The 22,728-nt window shown below is 68.8% G+C and carries 25 protein-coding genes; 14 read left to right on the forward strand and 11 right to left on the reverse strand.

What is annotated here, in order from left to right; translation table 11 throughout:
- Positions 1–89: 89 nt before the first annotated feature.
- Complete coding sequence (locus CCK91_RS03265) at positions 90–1,022, reverse strand: NADP-dependent oxidoreductase (RefSeq protein WP_086473142.1); 933 nt, start codon at positions 1,020–1,022, stop codon at positions 90–92.
- A 91-nt stretch (positions 1,023–1,113) separates the two neighbouring features.
- Here CCK91_RS03265 and CCK91_RS03270 point away from each other — a divergent pair, with 91 nt between their 5' ends.
- The gene (locus tag CCK91_RS03270) at positions 1,114–1,608 is read left to right on the forward strand and encodes a MarR family winged helix-turn-helix transcriptional regulator (RefSeq protein WP_086472840.1); all 495 of its coding nucleotides are present in this window, start codon (positions 1,114–1,116) and stop codon (positions 1,606–1,608) included.
- A gap of 69 nt (positions 1,609–1,677) precedes the next feature.
- Here CCK91_RS03270 and CCK91_RS03275 read toward each other — a convergent pair whose 3' ends face one another.
- Positions 1,678–2,256 carry a TerD family protein gene (locus CCK91_RS03275; RefSeq protein WP_085512164.1) on the reverse strand — a complete coding sequence of 193 codons (579 nt, stop codon included), beginning with the start codon at positions 2,254–2,256 and terminating at the stop codon, positions 1,678–1,680.
- A gap of 116 nt (positions 2,257–2,372) precedes the next feature.
- Positions 2,373–3,125 carry a GAF and ANTAR domain-containing protein gene (locus CCK91_RS03280; protein ID WP_086472841.1) on the reverse strand — a complete coding sequence of 251 codons (753 nt, stop codon included), beginning with the start codon at positions 3,123–3,125 and terminating at the stop codon, positions 2,373–2,375.
- A gap of 286 nt (positions 3,126–3,411) precedes the next feature.
- Between CCK91_RS03280 and CCK91_RS03285 the strand changes: the two genes are divergently transcribed.
- Together CCK91_RS03285 and CCK91_RS19565 are read left to right on the forward strand one after the other, a co-directional pair.
- Positions 3,412–4,521: a fatty acid desaturase family protein gene (locus CCK91_RS03285; RefSeq protein ID WP_086472842.1), complete on the forward strand. Its 1,110-nt coding sequence runs from the start codon at positions 3,412–3,414 to the stop codon at positions 4,519–4,521.
- A gap of 48 nt (positions 4,522–4,569) precedes the next feature.
- Positions 4,570–4,725 (forward strand): hypothetical protein, encoded by a 156-nt coding sequence (locus tag CCK91_RS19565; RefSeq protein WP_162852293.1) that lies wholly within the window; start codon positions 4,570–4,572, stop codon positions 4,723–4,725.
- Positions 4,726–4,810: 85 nt separating this feature from the next.
- Here the strand turns inward: CCK91_RS19565 and CCK91_RS03290 are convergent, their stop codons facing one another.
- The 3 genes from CCK91_RS03290 to CCK91_RS19570 form a co-directional block, all read right to left on the reverse strand.
- A complete protein-coding gene (locus CCK91_RS03290; RefSeq protein ID WP_086472843.1) occupies positions 4,811–5,353 on the reverse strand; it encodes a GNAT family N-acetyltransferase in 543 nt (180 codons plus the stop codon).
- Positions 5,354–5,561: 208 nt separating this feature from the next.
- Positions 5,562–8,543 carry a helix-turn-helix transcriptional regulator gene (locus tag CCK91_RS03295; RefSeq protein ID WP_086472844.1) on the reverse strand — a complete coding sequence of 994 codons (2,982 nt, stop codon included), beginning with the start codon at positions 8,541–8,543 and terminating at the stop codon, positions 5,562–5,564.
- A complete protein-coding gene (locus CCK91_RS19570; protein ID WP_165766974.1) occupies positions 8,540–8,704 on the reverse strand; it encodes a hypothetical protein in 165 nt (54 codons plus the stop codon). Before CCK91_RS19570 ends, CCK91_RS03295 begins: the two co-directional genes overlap by 4 nt.
- A gap of 193 nt (positions 8,705–8,897) precedes the next feature.
- Between CCK91_RS19570 and CCK91_RS03300 the strand changes: the two genes are divergently transcribed.
- A complete protein-coding gene (locus CCK91_RS03300; RefSeq protein WP_133059919.1) occupies positions 8,898–9,167 on the forward strand; it encodes a hypothetical protein in 270 nt (89 codons plus the stop codon).
- Between the two features lie 24 nt (positions 9,168–9,191).
- Here CCK91_RS03300 and CCK91_RS03305 read toward each other — a convergent pair whose 3' ends face one another.
- Positions 9,192–9,419, reverse strand: a complete 228-nt coding sequence (locus CCK91_RS03305; RefSeq protein ID WP_064295072.1) for an RNA-binding S4 domain-containing protein — start codon at positions 9,417–9,419, stop codon at positions 9,192–9,194.
- 100 nt (positions 9,420–9,519) lie between these two features.
- Between CCK91_RS03305 and CCK91_RS19575 the strand changes: the two genes are divergently transcribed.
- The 4 genes from CCK91_RS19575 to CCK91_RS03320 all read left to right on the forward strand — a co-directional run bounded on the left by CCK91_RS19575 (position 9,520) and on the right by CCK91_RS03320 (position 13,081).
- Positions 9,520–9,666 (forward strand): hypothetical protein, encoded by a 147-nt coding sequence (locus CCK91_RS19575; protein WP_157579891.1) that lies wholly within the window; start codon positions 9,520–9,522, stop codon positions 9,664–9,666.
- 120 nt (positions 9,667–9,786) lie between these two features.
- On the forward strand, positions 9,787–10,983 hold the full coding sequence (locus CCK91_RS03310; RefSeq protein ID WP_086472846.1) for a M20/M25/M40 family metallo-hydrolase: 1,197 nt from the start codon (positions 9,787–9,789) through the stop codon (positions 10,981–10,983).
- Positions 10,983–11,876, forward strand: a complete 894-nt coding sequence (locus CCK91_RS03315; RefSeq protein ID WP_086473143.1) for an oxidoreductase — start codon at positions 10,983–10,985, stop codon at positions 11,874–11,876. Before CCK91_RS03310 ends, CCK91_RS03315 begins: the two co-directional genes overlap by 1 nt.
- A gap of 44 nt (positions 11,877–11,920) precedes the next feature.
- Positions 11,921–13,081, forward strand: coding sequence for a hypothetical protein (locus CCK91_RS03320; protein ID WP_086472847.1), 1,161 nt, complete (start codon positions 11,921–11,923; stop codon positions 13,079–13,081).
- A gap of 43 nt (positions 13,082–13,124) precedes the next feature.
- Here the strand turns inward: CCK91_RS03320 and CCK91_RS03325 are convergent, their stop codons facing one another.
- Complete coding sequence (locus tag CCK91_RS03325) at positions 13,125–13,841, reverse strand: putative ABC transporter permease (RefSeq protein ID WP_086472848.1); 717 nt, start codon at positions 13,839–13,841, stop codon at positions 13,125–13,127.
- A gap of 139 nt (positions 13,842–13,980) precedes the next feature.
- Here CCK91_RS03325 and CCK91_RS03330 point away from each other — a divergent pair, with 139 nt between their 5' ends.
- Entirely contained in the window at positions 13,981–16,359 is a 2,379-nt protein-coding gene (locus tag CCK91_RS03330) for an HAD-IC family P-type ATPase (RefSeq protein ID WP_086472849.1), read from the forward strand.
- On the opposite strand, the gene CCK91_RS03335 is transcribed toward CCK91_RS03330, so the two are convergent.
- The 3 genes from CCK91_RS03335 to CCK91_RS03345 are packed head-to-tail and all read right to left on the reverse strand — an operon-like array spanning position 16,341 to position 18,907.
- Positions 16,341–16,751, reverse strand: coding sequence for a hypothetical protein (locus CCK91_RS03335; RefSeq protein WP_242664234.1), 411 nt, complete (start codon positions 16,749–16,751; stop codon positions 16,341–16,343). The genes CCK91_RS03330 and CCK91_RS03335 overlap by 19 nt on opposite strands.
- 4 nt (positions 16,752–16,755) lie before the next feature.
- Positions 16,756–18,522 (reverse strand): alkaline phosphatase family protein, encoded by a 1,767-nt coding sequence (locus tag CCK91_RS03340; RefSeq protein WP_086472851.1) that lies wholly within the window; start codon positions 18,520–18,522, stop codon positions 16,756–16,758.
- A 13-nt stretch (positions 18,523–18,535) separates the two neighbouring features.
- Positions 18,536–18,907 (reverse strand): hypothetical protein, encoded by a 372-nt coding sequence (locus CCK91_RS03345; protein WP_133059920.1) that lies wholly within the window; start codon positions 18,905–18,907, stop codon positions 18,536–18,538.
- A 258-nt stretch (positions 18,908–19,165) separates the two neighbouring features.
- Here CCK91_RS03345 and CCK91_RS03350 point away from each other — a divergent pair, with 258 nt between their 5' ends.
- The 5 genes from CCK91_RS03350 to CCK91_RS03370 all read left to right on the forward strand — a co-directional run bounded on the left by CCK91_RS03350 (position 19,166) and on the right by CCK91_RS03370 (position 22,709).
- A complete protein-coding gene (locus CCK91_RS03350; RefSeq protein ID WP_133059921.1) occupies positions 19,166–19,639 on the forward strand; it encodes a hypothetical protein in 474 nt (157 codons plus the stop codon).
- 46 nt (positions 19,640–19,685) lie between these two features.
- The gene (locus CCK91_RS03355; RefSeq protein ID WP_242664241.1) at positions 19,686–20,462 is read left to right on the forward strand and encodes a CPBP family intramembrane glutamic endopeptidase; all 777 of its coding nucleotides are present in this window, start codon (positions 19,686–19,688) and stop codon (positions 20,460–20,462) included.
- 172 nt (positions 20,463–20,634) lie between these two features.
- Positions 20,635–21,456 (forward strand): MarR family winged helix-turn-helix transcriptional regulator, encoded by an 822-nt coding sequence (locus CCK91_RS03360; RefSeq protein ID WP_086472854.1) that lies wholly within the window; start codon positions 20,635–20,637, stop codon positions 21,454–21,456.
- Positions 21,457–21,502: 46 nt separating this feature from the next.
- Positions 21,503–22,147: a hypothetical protein gene (locus CCK91_RS03365; protein ID WP_133059922.1), complete on the forward strand. Its 645-nt coding sequence runs from the start codon at positions 21,503–21,505 to the stop codon at positions 22,145–22,147.
- 46 nt (positions 22,148–22,193) lie between these two features.
- Positions 22,194–22,709, forward strand: coding sequence for an ASCH domain-containing protein (locus CCK91_RS03370; protein WP_207568172.1), 516 nt, complete (start codon positions 22,194–22,196; stop codon positions 22,707–22,709).
- Positions 22,710–22,728: the final 19 nt, after the last annotated feature.

Consider the following 22,728-nt stretch of genomic DNA (forward strand, 5'->3'; position numbering starts at 1 on the left):
CCGCGCCGACACCGCATCGATCCCGTCCGGGGTGACCATCGTCACATCGGGCGGGATCGTTGCTGTTCTGTCGCGACGAACCGGGCAGATCATGCCGGCAGGACGATCACCTTGCCGGCGATCCGGCCCGCAGCGGCTTCGGCGTGGAGTGCGGGCAGCTCCGTGAGCGGGATCCGGCGCGTCACCTCAACCGTCAGCGATCCCTCGTCGACGAGCGACACGAGGGTCGACAGGCGGTCGCGGTTCCGCAGGACGAAGACCGTCGCCGCGCGGACCTGCCGCGCCTCGTCCCCGGGCGTCGGCATCCACGCGGTGGTACTCACCACCGCGCCGCCGTCGCGGACGAGACCGACGAGCTCCTCGAACTGCTCCGGGTCGATCGGAGCGAGGTTGAGGAGGACGTCGACGGGCTCGGAGACCGCACTGAGGAGGTCGGACGCCGTGTGGTCCACGACCTCGTCCGCCCCGGCGGCTCGGACGGCCGCCTCACTCCGAGGGCTCGCCGTCGCGATGACGTGCACCCCGGCGCGCTTGGCGAGTTGGATCGCGTACTTGCCGACGACCCCTCCTGCGCCGACGATCAGGACGCGCTCACCCGACTCGAGACCGCCGTCGTCGAACAGCGCCTGCCAGGCGGTCAGGGCGACCGAGGGGAGGGCAGCGGCGTCCGCGAGCGGGATGGTCGTCGGTGCTGCGACGACGGCCTCCGCCGGTGCGACGACGTACTCGGCCGCGCCGCCGTCGAGCTCCATCGGGAGGAAGCCGATGACCGCGTCGCCGACCGTGAGCCCCTCGACGCCCTCACCGATCGCGTCGATCGTGCCCGACACGTCGTAACCGGGGACGTGGGGGAGCTGGACCGGGATCGGCAGGAAGCCGGCCCGCATGCCGTTGTCGGCCGCGTTGAACGCCGACGCGGCGACGCGAATGCGCACCTGCCCCGCGGCTGGACTCGGCTGCTCGATGTCGCCGTAGTGGAGGACCTCGGGTCCGCCGACCTCGTGGAACTGGACTGCCTGCATGATGCTCTCCTTCGTCAAGTGCTTCGAATTTGAAGCAACTGGCATGACGATAACACTGCTTCGAACTCGAAGCAACACCTAGAATGGATCCATGGCCGAAACCCCTGCATCCCTCACCCCGACCGAGCTCGGCGCGTACTTCGCGTTCACCGAGGTGAGTAGCCTCCTGCGTCCGGCGGTCGAGCAGCAGCTCCGTGAGGCGGGGGAGTTGAGCTACGTCCAGTTCCAGTTGCTGGCGCGCCTCGGTGATGCGCCGGACGGTCACCAGCGCATGACGGACCTCGCGGACGGCGTGGTCTACAGCCGCAGTGGGCTCACCTACCAGGCGCAGTTGCTTGAACAGCGCGGACTCATCACCCGTTCACCATCACCCGACGACGAGCGCAGCACGGTCGCGGCGATCACGACGGCCGGCCGGGACGTGCTCGCCGCGGTCTTCCCCGGTCACATCCAGGCCGTCCGGGATCTGCTCTTCGCGCCACTCGACGGCCACGAGGTCAGCGAGCTTGCCCGTATCCTCGGGCGGGTCAGCGAGCACCTCCGGGCGGCCCCGCCGCGCTCGGCAGGGCGTCGTCGGAAGGCGTGATCGGGATGTTGTAAACCACGCAGCCCTCGGCCGAATCCGACCGAGGGCTGCGTGGGTGATCGTGCCGACTCAGTCGAGCGGGACGCCGAAGTCGCCCGCGATGCCGGCCAGGCCGGTGGTGTAGCCCTGGCCGACGGCACGGAATTTCCACTCCGAGTTGTACCGGTAGATCTCGGCGAACAGCATCGCCGTCTCCTGCGAGGCGTCCTCGGTGAGGTCGTAGCGGACGATCTCCTGCTGGTCCTGGTCCATGACCCGGCAGAAGGCGTCGCGGACCTGGCCGAAGTTCTGGCGGCGGTTGTCGGCGTCGTGGATCGAGACCGCGATGACGATGCGAGAGACGTCGGGCTCCACGGCGCGGAGGTCGATCGTGATCTGCTCGTCGTCGCCGTCACCCTCGCCGGTGCGGTTGTCGCCCTGGTGCACGACCGAGCCGTCGGGCGTCGACATCTGGTTGTAGAAGATGAAGTCCGCGGGGCTGCGGATCTTGCCGTTCTCGGCGACGAGGATGGCGGATGCGTCGAGGTCGAACGCGACGCCGACGGTGGTGCGCGGGTCCCACCCGAGACCGACCGTGGCGATGGTCAGCCCGGGGCTGGTCTTCGTGAGCGAGAGGTTGTTGCCTTTGGAGAGGCTGAGGCCTGCCATGGGTGTGTTCCTTCGAGAGTGCTCGGTGATGTTCGAACCTCCATCCTGCCTTGTTCCGGCTGAGTTTGGAGTGGGTTGTGGAGGATCGACCAGCCACCCCACGGCCGGAGCGGCGGTCAGGCGCCGTCCGCTCCGGGGGAGCCGGCCGCCGTGACCTCGTCGAGCGGCACTTCCTCTCGGGCGACCGCAGCGGCGACGTCACCGAGCCGCCGCTGGCGGGTGCGTGCGTACTGCCGGATCATCCCGAAGGCCGTGTCCATGTCGACTCCCGCCGCACGGGCCAGATACCCCTTCGCCTGTTCGATGGCGATCCGGCTGTCGAGTGCGCGCTCGAGTTGCTCGGCGGCGAGCGTCGCGTTCTCGATCGTGCGTTGCTGGAGGAGGCTGATCGTCGCGACATCGGCCAGCGCCTGGGCGGCGCGGGCGTCGGCGCCGTTGAGGGCTCCCTCGGTCTCGCGGAACAGGTTCAGTGACCCGACGGTCGTGTCGCGGAGCCGCATGGGGATCGCGTGGACGCCCGCGTACCCTCGTTCCTGCGAGGCCGCGGCGAACCTCGGCCAGTGCTCCTGGAGCTCCTCGGCGCTCTCCGCGGTGACCAGTCGGCCGGTCGTCACCGCTGCGATGCACGGCCCCTCGCCGGCGTTGAGTTGGAGGAGACCGATGAACTCGCTCCGCTCGCTCGTGGACGCGACGACCTGCAGGACGTCGTCGCGGTCTGCCAGGTGGATGGCCCCGGCGGCGGCGTCGAACAATTCGACCGCCCGGTCGACCAGCGTCTGCAGCACGTCGACGACGTCGTAGTCGGCGACGAGGCTGTCGGTGAGGGTCACGAACGTCTCGATGAGCCGTGCTTCGCGCGTGTCGTCCATGGGCGTGTTTGTCCTCATCTGTTGATCAGCGGATCAACCGTAACCGAGGCCGGAGGTCGTCCATGACCGCCGGTGGTCGAGATCCGCTCGTGCGGATTTGCACCGGGTCGCGAGACCGTTCTACGCTGAACGAGCGCTGCCCCAGACCCCGGTTGCCGGATTGTCCGTCCTTTCTGATGATGCCCAGGAGCCTCATGAGCACGCACCCCGTCGGCCTTCTTCGCGCGCGCCATCGGCGACCATCGTGGTCGACGAGGCCGCCAGTCGCACCGGCGGAGGGCGTCCGATGACGGTCGAACGCAGCAGCGGGTTCCGGAGGACCGGACCCAGTGGGAGACCCCGGACAGGCGGGACGTCGAGCTACTCCGCGATCCTCGCCGAGGTGAAGTCGGCCGGTCTGCTCCGACGACGCTACGGCTTCTACTGGACGCTGTTCGCCGTGCTCGTGCTGGCCACCGCCGGCTGCTGGGTCGCCTTCGCGTTCCTCGGTGAGTCCTGGCTGCAGCTGTTGGTCGCGGCCGCTCTGGGTGTGCTGTTCACGCAGTTCGCCTTCCTGTCGCACGAGGCCGCGCATCGGCAGGTGTTCGAGTCCCGTGCCTGGAACGACTGGGCGGGCCGCTTCCTCGGAACCTTCCTGGTCGGACTGAGCTACTCGTGGTGGATGAACAAGCACACCCGTCACCACGGCAACCCCAACACGGTGGGCAAGGACCCCGACATCGAACCCGACACGATCCGCTTCCTGCCCGAGGACGTCGACACCGTGCGGAACCGGGCGGCGAGGATCTTCTACCGTCACCAGGGTTGGTTGTTCTTCCCCCTCCTCACCCTCGAAGGCCTCAACCTGCACTGGCTCGCGATCCGCTCCGTCGTCAGCGGTGTCGGGACGCGGGCCGGCGTGCGCGACCGGGTGATCGAGGGCGTGATGCTCGTCGCACGCTTCGGAATCATCCTCACGGTCGTGTTCTGGTTCCTGCCGTTCGGTATGGCGTGCGCGTTCCTCGGTGTGCAGCTCGCGGTGTTCGGCGTCATGATGGGTGCCTCGTTCGCCCCGAACCACAAGGGGCTGCCGACGATCGCCCATGACGCGAACGTCGACTTCTTCTCCCGGCAAGTCCTGACGTCGCGGAACGTGGCCGGCGGATGGTGGGTGTCGTTCCTCATGGGCGGCCTGAACTACCAGGTCGAGCACCACCTGTTCCCCTCGATGCCGCGCCCCGCGCTCAAGGAGGCTCGACGGCTGGTCCGCGACCACTGCGCCGCGCTCGACGTCCCCTACACGGAGACCACCTTGCTACGCTCCTACGGGATCGTCATCCGTTACCTCAACCGCGTCGGTCTCGGGGCTCGAGACCCGTTCGCGTGTCCGCTCGTCGCCGAGCTCCGCATCCACTGAGTCACCATCACCGATCACCATCACCCCACGGAATCAGGAACCCAAGCCATGCAGATCATCATCGTGCTCCTCGTCATCTGGGCGATCCTCTCCATCGTCGGCTTCGCGCTGAAGGGCCTGCTGTGGCTCGGGATCATCGGCATCGTCCTCATCATCGGCACGATCGTCTTCGGCGCCATCCGGCGCGCAGCCAGCAAGCGCTAGCCCACGGGTGTACTGACGGGAAGATCGCGGGCGTGAAGTTCGACTCGCGGGTCGACACCTGGGACCTGGGGGACGGTCACACGCTCTACGGCTCGTCGTCCCAGGGGACCGGCGTCGTCGTGCCCGACTGCACGTCGCTGCGGAGGATCGCGTAGGCGACCGATGCGAGTGGCAGTCCGCCGTCGACGGGCCAGCCCTCGCGGTAGTGGGCCTCCTTCACCCAGCCGGCCCGACGGAAGGCACGACGCATGGCGACGTTGTCCTCGCGGGTCTGCCCTTCGAGCTTGCGGACCGACGGGAACCGCCCGAACACCTCGGTGACAATGACCGGCAGCACCGCTGTTCCGATCCCGCGCCCTCGCGCGTCCTCGGCGAGCCGCAGGTCGATCAACGCCGCGTCGTCCTCCAGGTCCTCGAGGGTGACGACTCCCACCACCTCGCCGTCTGCGAGTACCCAGCATCCGAAGGCGCCGGGCCCGTCGACGACGCCGGCCACCAGGCGTGCACGCGCATCCTCAGTTGTCGGTCGCGGTCGCATGTGGAAGGGGAACTCGTGAGTGCTCAAGAACTCGACGAACGCGTCGTCGTCCCGAGGGCGCTCCATGGGTTGCAGGCTCAGCTGTGACATCAGCCCAGTATCGCAAGGTCGCCACGGCGCGTGCCCGACCGGAAGCACGGTGCCGGAGGCGCACGCCTATCCAGAGAGCGCAACGGGCCACGCGACGCCCGGCTCCGTGATTACGCTGTTGCCCGACAGGACCCTTTCGCCCTGTCGGGGTTCCCGGCCGGCTTCCCCTCGATTCCGGCCGGGACCCACCTCACCGCCAGGGCGGACGTCAGGGTCGGTCGATGCGTCCGGCGCTCGCCGTGAGCAATCCACTCGCTCCGGCGACCATCGCGGCCTCGGTCCGGGTCGCCACTCCGAGCTTCCGCAGGATGGCCGAGACATGGACGCTCGCGGTCTTCGCACTGATGAACAGGCGCTCGCCGATCTGTCGGTTGCTCAGGCCCTCCGAGATGAGCTGCAGCACCTGGCGCTCCCGGGCGGTCAACTCGATGGAGCCGCTCGTGCCACGCGCTCGGGGGCGGCCGTCGAGGTTCAGCGACGCTCGCTCCGCCAACGCCCGGGCACCGTCGAGCACGAGGCCGGCACCGAGCGTCGTCGCCTCGGCGACCGCGACGACGAGCGTGTCCTGTGCGCCGGGGCGATCACCGGCGGCCACGCGCGCCTCAGCCAGCCGGAGCGCGGTGTAGGGCGCGAGCACGGCCGGAGCGAACGGACGCTCGGCCATCGCCCGAGCCGCCTCCCACGCCCCGACGTCGTCACCGGTGCCGTCCGGCCCGCCGAGTTCGGCGTCGACCAGCGCGCTCCACAGCGGCGCGGTCGGCCAGAAGCGCTCCTCGGCGAGCAGTGCCCGCCAGCGTTCCTCCAGCTGCCGGAGCTGATCGTCGTCGACCCCCGCGAACGGGCCGGACGCCACGTCGAGCGTGCCGGTGGCCAGCGCGACACGGACCCGGGCCAGGACGCGGGCCGCGTCCGCCAGCGCCGGCAGGTCGTACGCCGGCATCGGGCGGTGGTCCGGTGCATCGAACACGCCGACCCCCGCCGGCGACCAGGCCCCGGCGAGGTCGCCGGCCGCCAGCCCGACCTGCATCACGACGCGGGCGACACCGAACCGCGTCTGCACCTCCAGGCCGGACAGGGAGAGCATCCCCTTCCGCCACCGGCGGTACATGGTCGCCGCACTCTCGGTGTCGCCTCGCCAGAGGGTGAGCAGGATCAGCGACTGGCGGAGGTACACCGAGAATGCGAGCGGTGGTTGCAGTGCCAGTGCCCGATGCACCCGTTCCTCCGCCTCGTCCCATCGCCCGAGCGCCACCAGCGGGTCGACCGCGTTCGACGACAGGATGAGCCCCGAGCTGCGCTCGACACCCAGCTCCTTCGCCCGCGCGACGCCTTCCAATGCCGACGCGAGCGCGTCCTCGTACGAGCCGAGCAGGTTCGCCATGTCGGACGCGTTCACCCGGTACCGGAGCAGGGCGCTGCCGTCGCCGTCCGCCAGCGTCTCAGCGGTCGCGAGCATCCTGCTGCCGCTCTCCAGTTCGCCGTGGTGGATGCGCGCGATCCCACCGATGTTCGCGGCGACCGAGGCGTTCCGTGCCGAACCGGTGCGGACAGCCTCCCGAGCGGCCTCGTCGGCGTACTCGATCGCCCGCTCCAGCCGTCCGACGATCATGTGCCGCGCGCCGAGACTCGTCAGCAGCACCCCGCGCAGGTCGCCGGGGGTGCCCGGCGGGACCCGGTCGAGCGCCTGTTCGAGGAGGTCCACCGAGCCCGGTCGCCCGAGGTTGGCGAGGTAGAAGGCCTTGTCGCGGAGGAGCTTGGCCTGGTCGAGGTCGTCGCGGTCCTCGGGCGTTGCGAGCACCTCGTCGACCATGGCGATCGCCCGGTCCGTCCAGCCGGCGTTCCGCAAGGCGCTCGCCGTCCGTCGCATGAGTTCCGAACGCGAGCGGCCGACGAGTGTCGCGGCATCGGGGACCTGGTCCCAGATCTCCAGGAGGCGCTCGCCGAGCTGCGCCTCCGTGCTGTACGCGTATGCCGCGTGAGCCTGCTCCATGGCGCGGACGGTCGCGGGGAAGGCCCGTCCGAAGTCGCGGGCGAGCATCCAGTGGTGCGACACCGCGGCAGCGACCGGCTCGCCACCGACGCCTGCCTCCAGCGCCTCGGCGAACCCCGCATGGAACCGGCTCCGTTCGCCGGGCAGCAGATCGTCGTGGATCGCCTCCCGGACCAGTGCGTGTCGGAACTCGTACGTGGTGGCGTCCGCGACGAGGACGTTCGACCCGATCGCCTCCCGCACACCGGTGTCGAGAGCATCGGGCCCGCCCGCGAACACCCGTTCCAGGAGGGCGTGCTCGACGCAGACGCCACCGGCCGAGATCACGCGCAGCAGTTGTTGGGTCGTGGGCGCGAGTCGCTCGTAGCGCGCGAGCAGGAGTTCGCGGAGCGTGTCCGGGAGTTCGTCGCCGTCGCCGTCGCGGTCCTGGTCGAGCCCGAGCAGCTCCTCGACGAAGAACGGGACGCCCTCGCTCCGCGCGTACACGCTGTCGATCGAGACCGTGTCGAGTGACGTGCCACGGATGGCGATCGCCTGGCGGAGCACATCGCTGCGGCTCAACCGTTCGAGACTGTGCCGCTCGACGCGCCTCGTGCGGTCGAGCTCGGCGAGGAACCCGCGCAACGGGTGTCCGCGGGAGACGTCCTCGCTCCGGAACGTGAGCACGATCATCACACGATCGCAGGTGAGCGCGCGGACGAGGAATGCGAGCAGACTGAGCGTCGCGCCGTCGGCCCAGTGGACGTCCTCGACGACGACCACGACGGGCCGGTCGCGAGAGAGCGCCTCGAACAGCACCGCGACGGTCTCGTGGAGCCGCCCGACGCCGCCCTCCCGCTGGTCCTCCGCATCAGGACCGAGTGTCGGGAGCAGCGTCGCGAGGGAGGCCTTGCCCGGGCCCGCAGCCTCCAGCACCGCGTCGCGCCCGCGCTGCGCGACGAGGTCCTTCATGAGGCCGAGGACCGGTGCGTAGGGCGCGGCGACCTCACCGAGGTCCACGCACTGGCCCGTGATGACGAGCGCCGACGACCGGACCGACCGCGTGAACTCGGTGAGCAGGCGCGTCTTGCCGATACCGGCCTCGCCGCTCAGGACCACACTGCGTGACTCGCCGGCGGCGACGGCGTCGAACACGGCCTGCAGTGCTCGGAGATCGGAGGCTCGCCCGATCATCGTCGGGCTGGTGGTGGGCAGGCTCACCACTCCATGGTCCCACCCTCGTCACCATCGGCCGCGGCCTCCTCGAGTCGTCGCTCCCGGTGGCGACGCTCCCGCTCGAGGTCCCGCTGGAGTTCCTGCTCGATGAACCGTCTCGTTTCGACGGATGTGAACGGGCTGTAACTGGCGCTCGTGATCAACATGGTTCCTCCGCTGCGCACGGGGCTCGTGTCCGTGCTCGACCACTCACGTTCCTCGCTGAGGCCACTGTCCTACCTCGGGCAACTGCCCTAGTTCCGCCGGATGCGCGTCGCTGTGGAGCCGTACGACGGGTTCGCGCCGCCCGATGGCGTACGGTTGCCCTTCGCGCACCATGACCTCATTGAGGACATCACGATGGAAAGCAGCACTCTCACGCTCGGCGGGCTCGTCTACGACCTCGACCCGGCTACGATCATCACCACGCTGAAGGACACGATGGAGCGCACCGCGCTGTCCGGGGGCGGTTTCGTCGACCTCGACGTCGTCGGCGAGGACTCCGCGAGCGTCTTCGTGAGCCCGGGGACGTCGATCTACTTCACGACCAACGACGTGTCCGAGGCGCCGCAGGTCGGCCTCAGCCCCGCGGAAGCGGTCGACTGGGAGCTGGGCTTCTACGGTCTCTGATCCAGCACAGCTGCTGCGTCCGCCTCAGGGGCGGACGCGGACGCTGCGCCCCTCGAGGGAGACGACGTCGTCGAGCTGCAACTGCCGGCCGCGTCGGCGATCGATCTCGCCGTTGACCCGCACCGCGCCGTCGGCGATCGCCGCCTTCACGTCTCCGCCGGAGTCGAGCAGACCGGCGAACTTCAGGAACTGCCCGAGTCGGATGCCCTCGCCGCCGATCGGGACGTCGGTGATCTGTGTCGGGTTCGTCATCCCCGAATGCTAACAAGGATGCGGTGGCTGGACCGGGGAACAGGATGTGGCTGTACCCTCAGCGGTACCGGGTCACCGTGACTCGCAAAGGAGCACCATCATGGGCGAGAAGTCCGCACGGAAAGAAGGCGGCAAGACCGCACCGGCGAAGACGCTGAAGGAGAAGCGCACCGCCAAGGCCGACAAGAAGGCCGGCAATGCGCGTTCGGAGAACACCGACGCAGTCACGCGGGTCAAGAACCGCTAGTCCTGATCAGCGGCCCAGCGCGGTCGGTGATGCGCTCAGGCGTCTGTCCCCTCACGGAGACGGGCGCCTGTTCTGGTCTTCAGGCGTCTCCGGGACGAACCGTCCCGCTATCGTCGTGGCATGTCCGACCTCAGCCCCGGCGACGACGCGCTCGAGCTCGCCCGCCTGCTCATCTCGATCGACTCCGTCAGTCCGAGCCTCGTCCCAGGGGCTCCCGGTGAAGGGCGGATCGCGGCGGTGATCGCGCAGCGGCTCGAGGGCGCCGGCTTCGTGGTCGACCTCGTTCCCGCACCGGAGGACCCGCAGCGCGTCAGCGTCGTGGCCGTGCACGCAGGATCGCAGCCGGGTCCGACGGTCGTGTTCAACGGCCATCTCGACACCGTCGGGGTCGAGGGCATGGTCGACCCCTTCAATCCGCGGATCGCGGACGGCAAGCTCTTCGGGCGCGGCGCCAGCGACATGAAGTCCGGCCTCGCCGGACTGATCGTCGCCGCGGAGCGACTCGCCGCGGCGGACCATCCCGGCACGGTCGTCTTCACCGGCGTCGCCGATGAAGAGGACGCGAGCGTGGGGGCCGCTGCCGTCCTCCGACACCTCGCCGATCGTGGTGTGACGGCGGACGTGTGCCTCATCGCCGAGCCCACCTGGCTGGACCGCATAGCGGCGCACCGGGGGTACGCGGTCGTCGAGGTCACGCTGCAGGGGACGGCCGCGCACTCCTCTCAGCCTGGCCTGGCCGTCGATGCGATCCGCGCCCTCGGCGCGCTGCTGCACGAGGTGGAGCGGGCCGACGACGAGCTCCATCGGCGACCGGCGCACCCGTTGCTCGACCACGGTTCGTTCACCACGACGGTGGTCCGGGCGGGGAGCGCTCCGTTCACGATCGCCGCCGACGCGACCCTCGTCATCGAGCGACGCACCCTGCCGGGTGAATGCGCTGAGGACGCCCTCGTTGAGGTCCAGACGATGCTCGACGCGGTCGCCGCGAGGACGCCTGGTCTCCGCACGGGCGCTCGGCTGACCCATCAGCGCGAGGCCTGGGAGGCCGACGAACATGGGCCGGCTGCGCGGTTCGCCGGTGTCCTCGAGGCAGAGCTCTTCCGGGACGCGGAGGCCGTACCGGCGGCGGTCGGAGCGCCGTACTGGATGGAATCGGCGCTCTGGCAGGCGGCGGGGATCCCGACCGTCGTGTGCGGTCCCGCCGGTGGCGGACTGCACGCGGCGGAGGAATGGGTCGACCTCGACCAGCTCCGGCGGTTCCCGGAAGCGGTCATCGCCGCGACCCGCGACGCCCTGTCCGGATCGGGCGAGGCATGATGCCCGGGGGACTCGACCGCGTCGCGGTGATCGGGCCGGGTGCGATCGGCACCGTGGTCGCCGCAGCGCTCCACGAACAGGGACGGACGCCGTTCATCGCGGGGCGGTCGAAACGGCCGGAACTCCAGCTCCAGGTCGACGACGAGACGCTGACGGTCCCCGGGCCGGTCCACACCGATCCGGCGGAGTCTCCGGGCACCGCGGACCTCGTCTTCCTGGCGGTCAAGGCGACCCAGACGGCCGCCGCTGCGGACTGGCTCGCCGCGCTGTGCGGCCCGGAGACGGTCGTATGCGTCCTGCAGAACGGCGTCGAGCAACGCGAGATGGTGGAGCCACTCGTCCGAGCGGGAACGGTCGTCCCTGCGGTCGTCTGGTTCCCGGCCACCCGTGAGCTCGGCGGTCCGGTCACCCTGCTGAGCCCGCCGCGCCTGTCCCTGCCGGAGGCACCCGGTGCCATCGTCGTCGAGGACGTGTTGCGCGGCTCCCGCTGCGCCGTCGAGGTCTCGACCGACTTCACGACCCTCGCCTGGCGCAAGCTCCTGCAGAACGCCGCCGCCGGCCTCATGGCGTTGACCGGACGCCGATCCGGCATGTACCGGCGCGACGACATCGGCCGCTTGATGCTCGGCTACCTCGAGGAGTGCGCGGCCGTCGCGCGCGCGGAGGGTGCGCAGTTGACCGACGACGAACCTCGACGGCTCCTCGACCAGTTCCGAACCGCCCCGGTCGACCGCGGGACGTCGATCCTCGCCGACCGCGAACAGGGGCGACCGCTCGAATGGGACGTCCGCAACGCGGTGATCCAGCGGCGGGGGATCGTGCACGGCATCCCCACGCCGATCAGCGACGTCGTCGTGCCGTTGCTCGCCGCGGCGAGCGATGGACCCGGCTGAACCGCGGCGGTGGTGGGATCGAGCGCTTCGATAAGGTCGAAGGCATGCTTCGTCTGATCGCCTTCGCGGCTCTCGGTGCTCTGATCGGCGGCGTGATCGTCATCGCCGTCGGCCCTCCCGACGTCGGGTACGCGGTCGCCGGTGTCGCACTCCCCGTCTTCATCATGACCTCGGTGCTCACGCTCGTGGCCCGGTCGGTGGGGAACGCCGTCGGTGCTTCGCCTCAGGCCGTCCAGCAGGCCAAGGACGCTCGTCGGCTCGGGGTCGCCCGCATCGACGCCCTGCGTCAGACCGGCACCCAGATCAACGACCAGCCGCTGTGCGAACTCGACCTGACCGTCCAGCCGCTCCACGGAGCGGCGTTCGCGAGTACGATGCGCACCGTCGTCCCGGTGACCGCCATCCCGATGTTCCAGCCCGGCACGGAGCGTGATGTCGCCATCCTGCTCGACGGCGGGCCGGAGGTAGCCTTCATCGACGCCGGCGAGCTCGCTCCGGCGGAGCGGTCACGCCTCCGTGTGCCGCCACGCGGATCAGTTCTGTTCCTCCCCGTCGAGCCGCACCGGCGCATCGTCGACGGACGGCGACGCGGACCGTTGCTCGGCGTCGGCCGGGCCGGTCGTCCCGGCCGCATCGCCCTGTTCGCGATCGTCGCCATCGCGGCAGCGGCCATCGTGGTCGTGCCGTACCACCAGTCCGTCGCGCAGGCGATCGTGGCCCTCGAGGACGGACGCCTCCGACCCGACCTCCGTCGTCCGGAGGCGCTCGCGGAGGCGCAACGGGCGCTCCAGGAGGCGATCGGTCATGACCGTGTGGTGTCGATCACGGTCGCCGCCGACTTCGTCATCGTCCAGGCGCCACTCACCGTGGGGGACACGAAGACCGATCGGTGGGAGTACCGGTATGGCCAGGTCACCAACGACGGCGCGGCGAGCATCCAACCCGAATCGGCGGCCGAGCAGTTCTCCTGGTCGGACGTCGCGCTCGACCGCGTCTGGACGCTGATGCAGGACGGTGCCGAACAGGTCGACCTCCCCGTCGGTGACGCGCTCGCCTACCTGGTCCGCTCGACCGACACCGACGTCGACAGCCCCACCTTCGCCCGCTCGGCCGGACCGCCGCAGATCACGTTCAGTATCGGTGACGACTACGGTTCCACCTCGTTCGTCGCCGATGCGGACGGCTCGGGCCTCACCGCGCGCTGACGTCCGCGGCCGCCGGTGCGCTGCGTTCTCTGGTCAGCCCGGGTCAGGTCGAGGGGTGCGGCTTCGTGCTCGGATCGCGGGTGCTGGATTTTGCGTTCGGGAAGGCCTTCATGAGCCGCCCGAGTGTGGCGAGTCGAGCGAAGTCCCCTGTGGATCTGCGTTCCTCGATGGTCTGCTCGAGCTGGATGACACCCCGCTCGATGCGGTCATGGGTCTGGGCGAGGGTCCCGGAGACCTCCGCGAGCACCGGGCGCAGCTTGGCCAAGGTGGTGATCGAGTGGGCGGCATCGACCAGGAGGATGCCGATCAGGGCCCAGGCGACCGCGATCGCGACGTCATGGGGGATCGCGACCAGGAGGCGCACGAGCGGCGGGTGGATGACGTAGATGAGGAGGACCCCGAGCAACCCGAACAAGAGGGAGTTCTCGAGGCAGATCCGCCCCTGGAGATTGAAGCGTCGCGGACTGTAGTCCCAGAGCTTGATGTGGAACGCCTTGTCGAGGACGAGGTGGGTGACGAACTCGAGCGTGCTGGTGATGGCCACGCTCGCGATGAACACGAGGAACGGATTACTGACGTACGGGTACACGAGCAGGATGAGCGCGATCGCCCCGAACCCGTAGATCGGAACGGTCGGCCCGGTGAGGAATCCGCGGTTCTGCAGGGACCGCTCCCGCACGAGGACGTACAGGACTTCGGCGATCCAACCGAGGAAGGCGTAGACGGCCAGGAACAGGAACAGCATGCTGATCGTGTACATCGCGGGTGCGCCTTTCCGTTCCTGGGGCGACAGCCGTCTGATGACGATGGGCGCACGATGGGTGCGGCGGTGATCGCTGCCGCGTGACGATCACCCTAGTACGATTCGAGACACGTTCGAACAGCTTCGGGAGGCGTGCATGCGTACAGGTCTGAGTGCCACCGAGGTCGCCGAACGTGTCGCGGCCGGGCGCACGAACGCGTTCACCCAGGAGACCAGTCGGAGCGTCTGGAGCATCGTCCGCGCGAACGTGCTCACGCTCTTCAACGGCATCATCCTCGCGTGTTTCCTCGTGCTGCTCGCAATCGGCCGGTGGCAGGACGCGCTCTTCGGATTTAGCGCGATCGCCAACGCCGTGATCGGCAGCGTCCAGGAGTTCCGGGCGAAGCGGTCGCTCGACCGGCTGGCGTTGCTCAACTCGCCGAGTGCCCGCGTCCTCCGCGACGGCGTCGAAGCGGACATCGAGGTCGGCGACGTCGTGATGGACGACCTCATCGTGCTGCGGGCCGGTGACCAGGTGCCCGCCGATGCCCTCGTCGTGGAGACGCACGGCTTGCAGGTCGACGAGTCGATGTTGACCGGCGAATCCGACGCCGTCGAGAAGTCGGTCGACGACCGCGTCCTGTCGGGCTCGACCGTCGTCGCGGGGGAGGGCTGCGCGGTCGTCGACCGCGTGGGTGCCGACTCTTTCGCGAACTCGCTCTCCACCGAGGCCAAACGCTTCTCCCTCATCGCCTCCGAGCTCCGGTCGTCGATCAACCGGGTCCTGAAATGGGTGACGTGGATCGTCGGGCCGGTCGCCCTCCTGGTCCTGAACGCGCAGATGAACGCGGTCGGGGGCTGGTCCGATGCGACGTCGAGCGGGGCCTGGCGTGACGCGGCCACCGCCACGATCGCGGCCATCGTGGCGATGGTGCCGTTGGGTCTCGTGCTCATGACGAGCATCTCCTTCGCCGCAGGGGCGGTGAAACTCGCCCGCAAACAGGTGCTCGTGCAGGAACTGCCAGCGGTCGAGGCGCTCGCCCGGGTGGATCTCATCTGCCTCGACAAGACCGGCACGCTCACGCAGGGCGACATCGTCTTCGACGCGGTCCACCCGATCCGGGAGCAGGCCGGCTGGGAACGAGTGCTCGCCTGGTACGGCGTGCAGAGCGACGCGAACGCCACGGCTCGGAGTCTCACCGCCCGGTTCACCGATCAGCCGGAGGTGGCGCCGACGGATCGGATCGCGTTCTCGTCCGCTCGCAAGTGGAGCGCCGTCGTGTTCCCCGACGGCATGTGGATCCTGGGTGGCCCCGAGATGGTCTTCCCGGCCACGACGGACGACGCCGGCCGCCGCGAGTTGGCCGCGGAGGCGGAACGGCTCGCGGCGACCGGCCGCCGCACCCTCGTCCTCGCCCACGGAACGCCCACCACCGATGAGACCGTCCCGCATGACGCCGTGCCCGTCGCGCTGTTGACCTTCCGGGAGGACATCCGTCCGGACGCCGCCGAGACCCTCGCCTACTTCGCGGCCCAGGAGGTCGGCGTGCGGATCATCTCGGGCGACAACCCGCAGACGGTCGCGGCGATCGCCCGGGACGTCGGCCTCGATGCGCCGAGCGGCTTCGACGCGCGGAACCTCCCGGACGATGACGACGCGCTCCTCCGGGTGCTCGACGAGCACCTCGTGTTCGGGCGGGTCACACCGGATCAGAAGCGACGGATCGTCGTCGCGCTGCGCAGGGCCGGCCATACGGTCGCGATGACGGGGGACGGGGTGAACGACGCGCTGGCGATCAAAGAGGCCGACATCGGCATCGCGATGAACTCGGGCGCGGCCGCGACGAAGGCCGTCGCGCGCCTCATCCTGCTCGACGGTCGGTTCTCGCACCTGCCGTCGGTCGTCGCGGAAGGACGGCAGGTCATCGCGAACATCGAGCGCGTCTCGATGCTGTTCCTCACCAAGACCGCGTACGCGACGTTCCTGGCGATCGTGTTCGGCATCCTCATGCTCCCCTTCCCGTTCCTCCCACGGCAGCTGTCCATCTCGGACGGACTCACCATCGGACTCCCGGCGTTCTTCCTGGCGCTCCTGCCCAACGCCCAGCGGTACATCCCCGGTTTCCTGCGCCGATCACTGAGCTTCGCCGTGCCCGCCGGCCTGGCGGTGACGCTCGGCATCACGGCCTATGCGCGCCTCGCGGCAGGGCTCGGTGTCCCGGAAGCGGAGGTCCGGACCGGCTCGACGCTCATCCTGACGCTCATAGGCCTGTGGATCCTCGTCGTCCTCTCCCGCCCCGTGACCCGGTTCAAGGGCGCTGTCATCGGCGTGATGATGGTCGCCCTGGTCGTGGTCTACACGGTCCCGATCGCGCGGGACTTCCTGCAGTTCGTCGAACTGACGCTCCCGACCGCGCTCCTCGTCCTCGGCACCTCGCTCGTCTCCATCGCGCTCATCGAGATCGTCCGGTTCGCCCACCGACGCATCGCGAGACGCGATGAGGAACGCATGGTGGCTCAGCGGGCGGCGAAGTAGCGTCGGCCGCCACCGAGCCAGAGTGGGAGGAGCACCGCCGCCGCGACGACCGACTGGACCACCACACCGGTCCAGTCGCCGTCGCCGGCGACGACCAGGTCGGCGACGGCGAGCGCGAGGGCCAGGACCACGACGGCCGAGGCGATCGCCCGCGACAGTGAACTCCCGCGGGCGACCCCGGAAGCGATGGCGATCATGAACAGGCCGAACAGCACCATCCCGGCGCCGGTCAGGGTCACGGCGAGGGTCAGTCCATCGGCCTGCACCTCGGTCGAGTACCGCAGGAAGATCGAGACGACACCGAGGCCGATCTGTGCGATGCCACCGAGGTAGAGCACGACGACCGCGACGGTCACGGTGGTTGGTCGTCGTCGAGGGGTCTCGATCGTCACGGGGTCAACCGGCCTTTCCGAACAGGCCCTTACCGAACCTGGTCAGGTAGCGGTAGGCGTCCGCGAACGTCGGGACGTCCTCTGGCATGACCTCGCCGAACTTCGCGAGCAGCAGGCCGAGCAACGACTGCGCGGGCGGGCTCAGCGGCTTGTCCTTGTGCGGGTGGTCGTCGGTGTACTGCTCGGCTTCGAGGTTCGGCGGGATGTACTGCGGATGCGTGTGGGGCCATTCGCTGGGATGCCGGGGGCGGTCGAGGTTGATCGCGTTGAACAGGTTGTTCGCGCCGGCATCCCGTTTGGTCAGGGGCTTCAGGCCGTGCAGTCTGGCGAGCGTGGCGATGACCGCCCCGTGGTGCATCTCGTCGTGGATGATCGTCCCGGCCTTGGTGTAGGCGGAGATCGCGATCGCCGGCACACGGACACCCAGGCGGTCGAACGCGAACCCCATCTCACCCGGGCCGCTGTCGTCCGGTGGCACCGCGATCGGCGGCGGGACGTGGTCGTAGGTCCCGCCGTGTTCGTCGAAGGTGATGAGCAGGAGCGTGTTCAGGGCGTTCGATCCCGTCGTGCTCGAACTGCGCCGGACCGCGTTGTACACGTCGCTCACGAGGGCCTCGCCGGCCCGGACGTCGGAGAGCGCGCTGTCGTACACCGGCTGGCCCTCGATCAGACTGGCGCGAAGGTTCCCGAACGGCGGATGGAAGTCGTTGTGGTTGTAGGTCATGCGCGGCTCGATGAACGAGTAGGCCGGAAGCTTCCCCTCCCTGGCGTCCTCGTAGAACTGCTCCATCGTCGCGAAATGGTCGGTCTTCCAATGCTTCTCGAGCACCGGCGCATGGATCATGCCGGTGTACGAGATGAGCTGGAGCTTGTCGATGTAGATCTTCCACGGGATACCCGCGTCGTCGAGCCGGTTGAAGATCGTCGGTGCCGGAGGGGCGTCGAGCCACTTGTCGTAGTCGCCGTTCAGCCGGTTGGTGACGAAGCCGTGGGAGGTCGACGCGTGGAAGAACGAGCGGTTGCAGAACGTCTGCGACGGGACACCGGCGAACCAATGGTCGTAGACGGCGAACTCCCGGGCGAGGGTCGACAGCACCGGCAGCATGTCTGGGGTGAAGCTCCCCATGACCTTGCCGAGGTTGTCCGGCACCTCGTCGGGTCGTCGCTTGAGGCGCAGGAAGTTCACGACGTAATCGTTGACGAAGCCCTGCATGTTCGGCTTGGCACCGGCAGGTGGGGCGTTGAATGGAGCCTCCATCTGGTGCAGGAGGAGGTCGCCGTTCGTCGGGGGGTCGACGACGTTGAAGAGCTGACTGTTGACGTGCGGATACTCCTCGCCCGGGTCCGGGTCGGGTTGACGCATGATCTCGTCGGTGGACCCTTCGTAGGGGTGCGCCGAGATGCGTCCGCCGAGTGGCGAGGGGTTGCTGTACTCGCCGAAGTTGAGGCCCTCGAAGGTCTCTCCCTCTGGGAGGTCGTCCTGGTCGTACAGGTAGCCGAGGAGGTTGTCGAAGGAGCGGTTCTCGCCCATCAGGACGATGAGGTGGTCGAAGCCGGGCTCCGTCCGCGGGTCGAAGGCGACGAAGTCCGGCGTCGCTGCCGCCCGTTCGGCCTCGCTCACCGTCACACCGATCCCGATGCCGGCGGGCGTGCCGACCGCGGCGCCCGCGGCCGCCAATCCCATGCCTTTGAGGAATGCTCGTCGCGAGCGGTCGATGGGCTGGTCGGCATCGTGGTCGAGTGGTTCGCGCGACGTCTCGTCAGTACCCATGGTGCCTCCTCGTTCAGGATCGGAAGAAGTCTCCGGCGCGGCCGGTGTACAGCAGGATGATCCCGATCACGGCTGTGGCCGCCGAGATGATCGGACCGACGATCGGACCGGCGGGGTCGTCCGCCACGAGGACGACGGCCGCGAGGATCGACGCCAACAGGGACAGCGTCACGAGAATCCGAGCGATGTTGCTGCCGCTGAACAGACCGACACTGACGCAGAAGATCACGATGCCGACGCCGATAGCGATCCACGCCGAGAGGTCCGAGACGCCGTCTGCCGACAGGATGCCCCGCAAGACCAGGATGCCGAGCAGGATGTGGAGGGCTGCTGAGATCCAGGTGAGCACGGCGATCAGCGTGACGCCGGCTGGTCGCTTCGCCATCATCGTCTCCTCCACACGATCCGGGTGAACCCGGGCGTGGGAACACGATAGCGCGATGCGAGACAGTTCCGAACGGTCTTGACATCCTTCGGCAACCGTTCATCGCCTGGCGGCTGACGACCTCTCGTCGTCGAGGCGAGACATGATCCTGCAATCTCGGAGAAAATCAAGTCCTTCGGTCTTGTCCTGAACTTCGCTACGTTATTGCCAGCAGCTGTCGAGCTCCTCAAACGGGGCCAGATGAAAGAGGTCGACCGTATGTCCAGAGAAGAGCATGCACGTGAGGGAGCCCAGGCGGTCATCCCGGATGACGAGATCCTCGATGTCGCGGTGGTGATGCCCCGCGGGTCGACGCTGTCCGGTGTCCTGGGTGCTGCTGCCGGTGTCGGTCTGGGCGGCAACAATCAGACGGCGTGGGGTGTGGCTGGTGGGATGATCGCGCAGCGGGCCAACAGTGCGTCGCACGGGAGTTACCCGTCCATCGTGCTCGCGGTCTCCGCGACCAAGGTCTACGTCCTCGGGCGGACGTCGACCGGTCTCGTGGGTGGTTGGAAGCATCTGCATCCGGTGGCGCACATCGAGCGCAGCGACCTCAAGGTATCGCGTCGTCACCATGGCACCGTGCGCATCATCGAGCTCCAGGACACGACCACGGGCAGCAGCCTGGAGTTCGAGGCGCTCAACATCGGAGGCCTCGGGCTCAACGACCTCCTGAAAGAGCTCGGCGACTGACGCCGGCGATCACCACCCGCACGCACCCTCGTCGAAGGAACGCCCCATGTCCATAGAACTGAAGGTCCGGCCCCGCGTCTGGATCGGCTTGGCCATCTACCTCGGGTACATCGCGGTGGTCTTCACCGTCCAGCTGGTCTCCGGCGTCCGGTACGACGAGCTCGGTGCGAGTGGAAGCAACCTCTTCTTCGGGGCTGGTCTCTCGCTGATCATCGCCACGGTGCTCCTCGCCCTCACGACGACGCTGCTCGGGTGGTGGCGCCCGGCACTCTTCGATCGTCATCGGAGCGTGCGATGGCCGATCATCGCACCGATCCTCATGGCGGTCGCCCTGGTCTTCAACCTCATCTCGACGGACTGGGGCGCGTTCGACGGGGCGTTCCTCGCTGCGGCACTCGTCATCCTCCTCGTCGGGTTCACCGAGGAGATCACGACCCGGGGCCTGCTGCTCACCGGCTTGCGGAGTCGCCTCAGCGAGGGCTGGGTGTGGTTCCTGACCTCGTTCCTGTTCGGAGCGATGCACCTGCTGAACGCGACGGGTCAGGCGCTCGGAGCCACTATCCAGCAGGTGGTGTTCGCCTTCATCGCCGGGACGGTGTTCTACATCCTCCGCCGGGTGACCGGCACGCTCATCTGGGCCATGGTGCTGCACGGCATGTGGGACTTCTCCACCTTCGCGCTCTCCCACGGCACGCCCGGACCGCTTGCGGGCATCGGTGCCACGATCAACCTCATCGCCGGAGTGTTCGCGCTCATCGCCGTCGCCTTCGTCATTCGCGGGACCGACGAGCGGACTCCGGTGAATGAGGGCGGCCGTCCGTAGCGGCTCCACAGCCACGCCGGTCGATTCCTCATCGACCTGACCCGCGAACACCTCCATGATGCGACCGCTCGCTCTCGACGGCGAACGCGCGACCGGTTCCCCGATCCCTCCACAGCGGACGCAGTGGTGCCACTCGATAGAGTTGGTTGGATTGCGCTGGTAGGAGAGATCGATGCAAGACGAAGCGCACGCCCGGGCGATCGAGTTGCTCGGGCAGTTCAACGACCGGCTCACGAGAGCCGTCGACGAGGTCTTCGGTACACGCTGGGCCGAGATCGAGGAGATCATCGCACTCATCGTGATCGCGCGTGACTCCGTCATCACGACGCGTTCGCTGGCCGACATCAGCGGACTCGGTCGCCGCGCGATCTCCCGTCTCATCGCGCGCCTGAAGGAAGCCGGCCTGGTGACGACGCGATCATCGGACCGCGACGGACGGGTCGTCGAGGTCGTCCTCACCGGTCACGGGCACGAGCAAGCCGAAGCCTTGCGGACAGGAGCGCTCGCGCTGCTGGGCGACAGCAGAGAGCTCGCGCGCGAACTCGGCGCGATCCTGCAGACGACGGGCCTCGATGCGCATCCGTCTGCTGCAGACCCACTCGACCTCCTCCTCGACGCCAGCACGGCTGGCGCGAAGCTCGTGACCTACATGCCCGTCGCCGCGACCCAGGGTCGGATGGCCGCCCGCCAACGAGCCGCCCTCGTGTACATCGCCACCCATGAAGGGGTGCGTCCGGGAGCGTTGTCCGAGCCCCTGGAGGTGTCCCATGCGGGAGCGGCTTACCTGATCGATCAGCTCTGCGACAAGGGCTTCATACGTCGTCATCGCAACGAGGTCGCGGATGATCGACGCGCCGTCATCCTTCGAGCGACGCCCGAGGGGCTGAGCGCCGTGGCGGCTGTCGCGCACGGGGTCCGCGAAGAACGGGTGCCTCTCGCCCGCGTCTTCCTACACATCGCCGCATGGCGTCAGCCGGACGTCGTGCCGGAGTGACCGCTCGCCCGTCACCGAACTGAAGCAGCCCTTCCGCTGCCGCGCGATGCGCGTGTTGAACGCGCGGCTCGATCGACCGGCGACCGTCCCGGCAGGATCCGCCTACGGGCATACTGGCCTCATGAACGGTGCGCCGCAGTCCTTCCCCCCGCTGGTCGTCGGATCGGCCCCGGTTCGGACCGAGCGGGCGACCCGCCCGGCGTTCGTGTTCATGTTGATCGCAGCGGCGCTGATCCCGGTGTTCGGGATGCTCCTCGCCGTGCTGACCACGGCCTCCGGCGGATTCGCCCTCGGCATGCTGGCCGGGGTGTCCTTCAGCGTCGTCTCCTGGTTCATGCTGTTCGCGGTGGTGCAGTTCGCGACGGTCCGCGGAGCGCAGTCGGTGGCTAGCACGGTGCTGACGCTCGACGCCGACGGCCTTCGTGGGAGCATCCCGCAGGGCGAGGTCTTCCTCCCGTGGGGAGCGATCGAGCGCGTCTCGATCCGCTCACGCGGCAAGTGGCGGATCCTGACCTTCCGGCTCGTGCCTGGTCTCACTGCGCAGTCACCGGGCGTCACGACGACCCTCCCGCCGCGGTCGTTCTCCATGCTCGGCAAGCTCGGGTTCCAGATCGGCGAGGTCGCGATCGATACCCCGCTCGACACCGTGTCCGCGGCCGCGAGCGCGTTCACCGGCGGTCGCCTGCGTTGAGCTGCAGCCGACGAGGTCTGTCGGATGGTCTGGCACGATCGACGGTATGAACTCCCCGAACGACGCAGCACCGGTCGCGTCGCCCGACCATGACGCTGCGACTGCGATGTGGCAGGCGTACACCGAGCATCGCGGCGGCGCGGGACTGGACGACGCCGACTACACGGTCGAGCACTTCGGCGACACGGCCGGGCTGGCCGACGAACTGCTCGACATCGTCCTGACCGGGCGGAAGCGGGCCACCGCCGAACTCGTCTCGGAGTTCGCGCACCGCGGGGACCCGCTCCCGCGGATCGGGTCGCACTGGATCGCGTGCGACAGTACCGGGGCCCCGCGGATCATCATCCGCAGCACCGCGCTGCGCATCGGACCGTTCGCGAGTGCAGACGCCGCGTTCGCGTTCGCCGAAGGTGAGGACGACCGCACGCTCGAGAGCTGGCAGCGCGAACACCGACGCTACTGGGAGCGGACCAGCGCGGCCCGGGGTGCGGCGTGGTCGGAGTCCGAGGACATCGTCTTCGAGTACTTCGCCGTGGTGTGGCCGCCGGAGCACGCCGACTGACACGTTCCGGTCAGACCGG

This window comes from Plantibacter elymi (nom. nud.) (assembly GCF_900177795.1).
Classification (GTDB): domain Bacteria; phylum Actinomycetota; class Actinomycetes; order Actinomycetales; family Microbacteriaceae; genus Plantibacter; species Plantibacter elymi.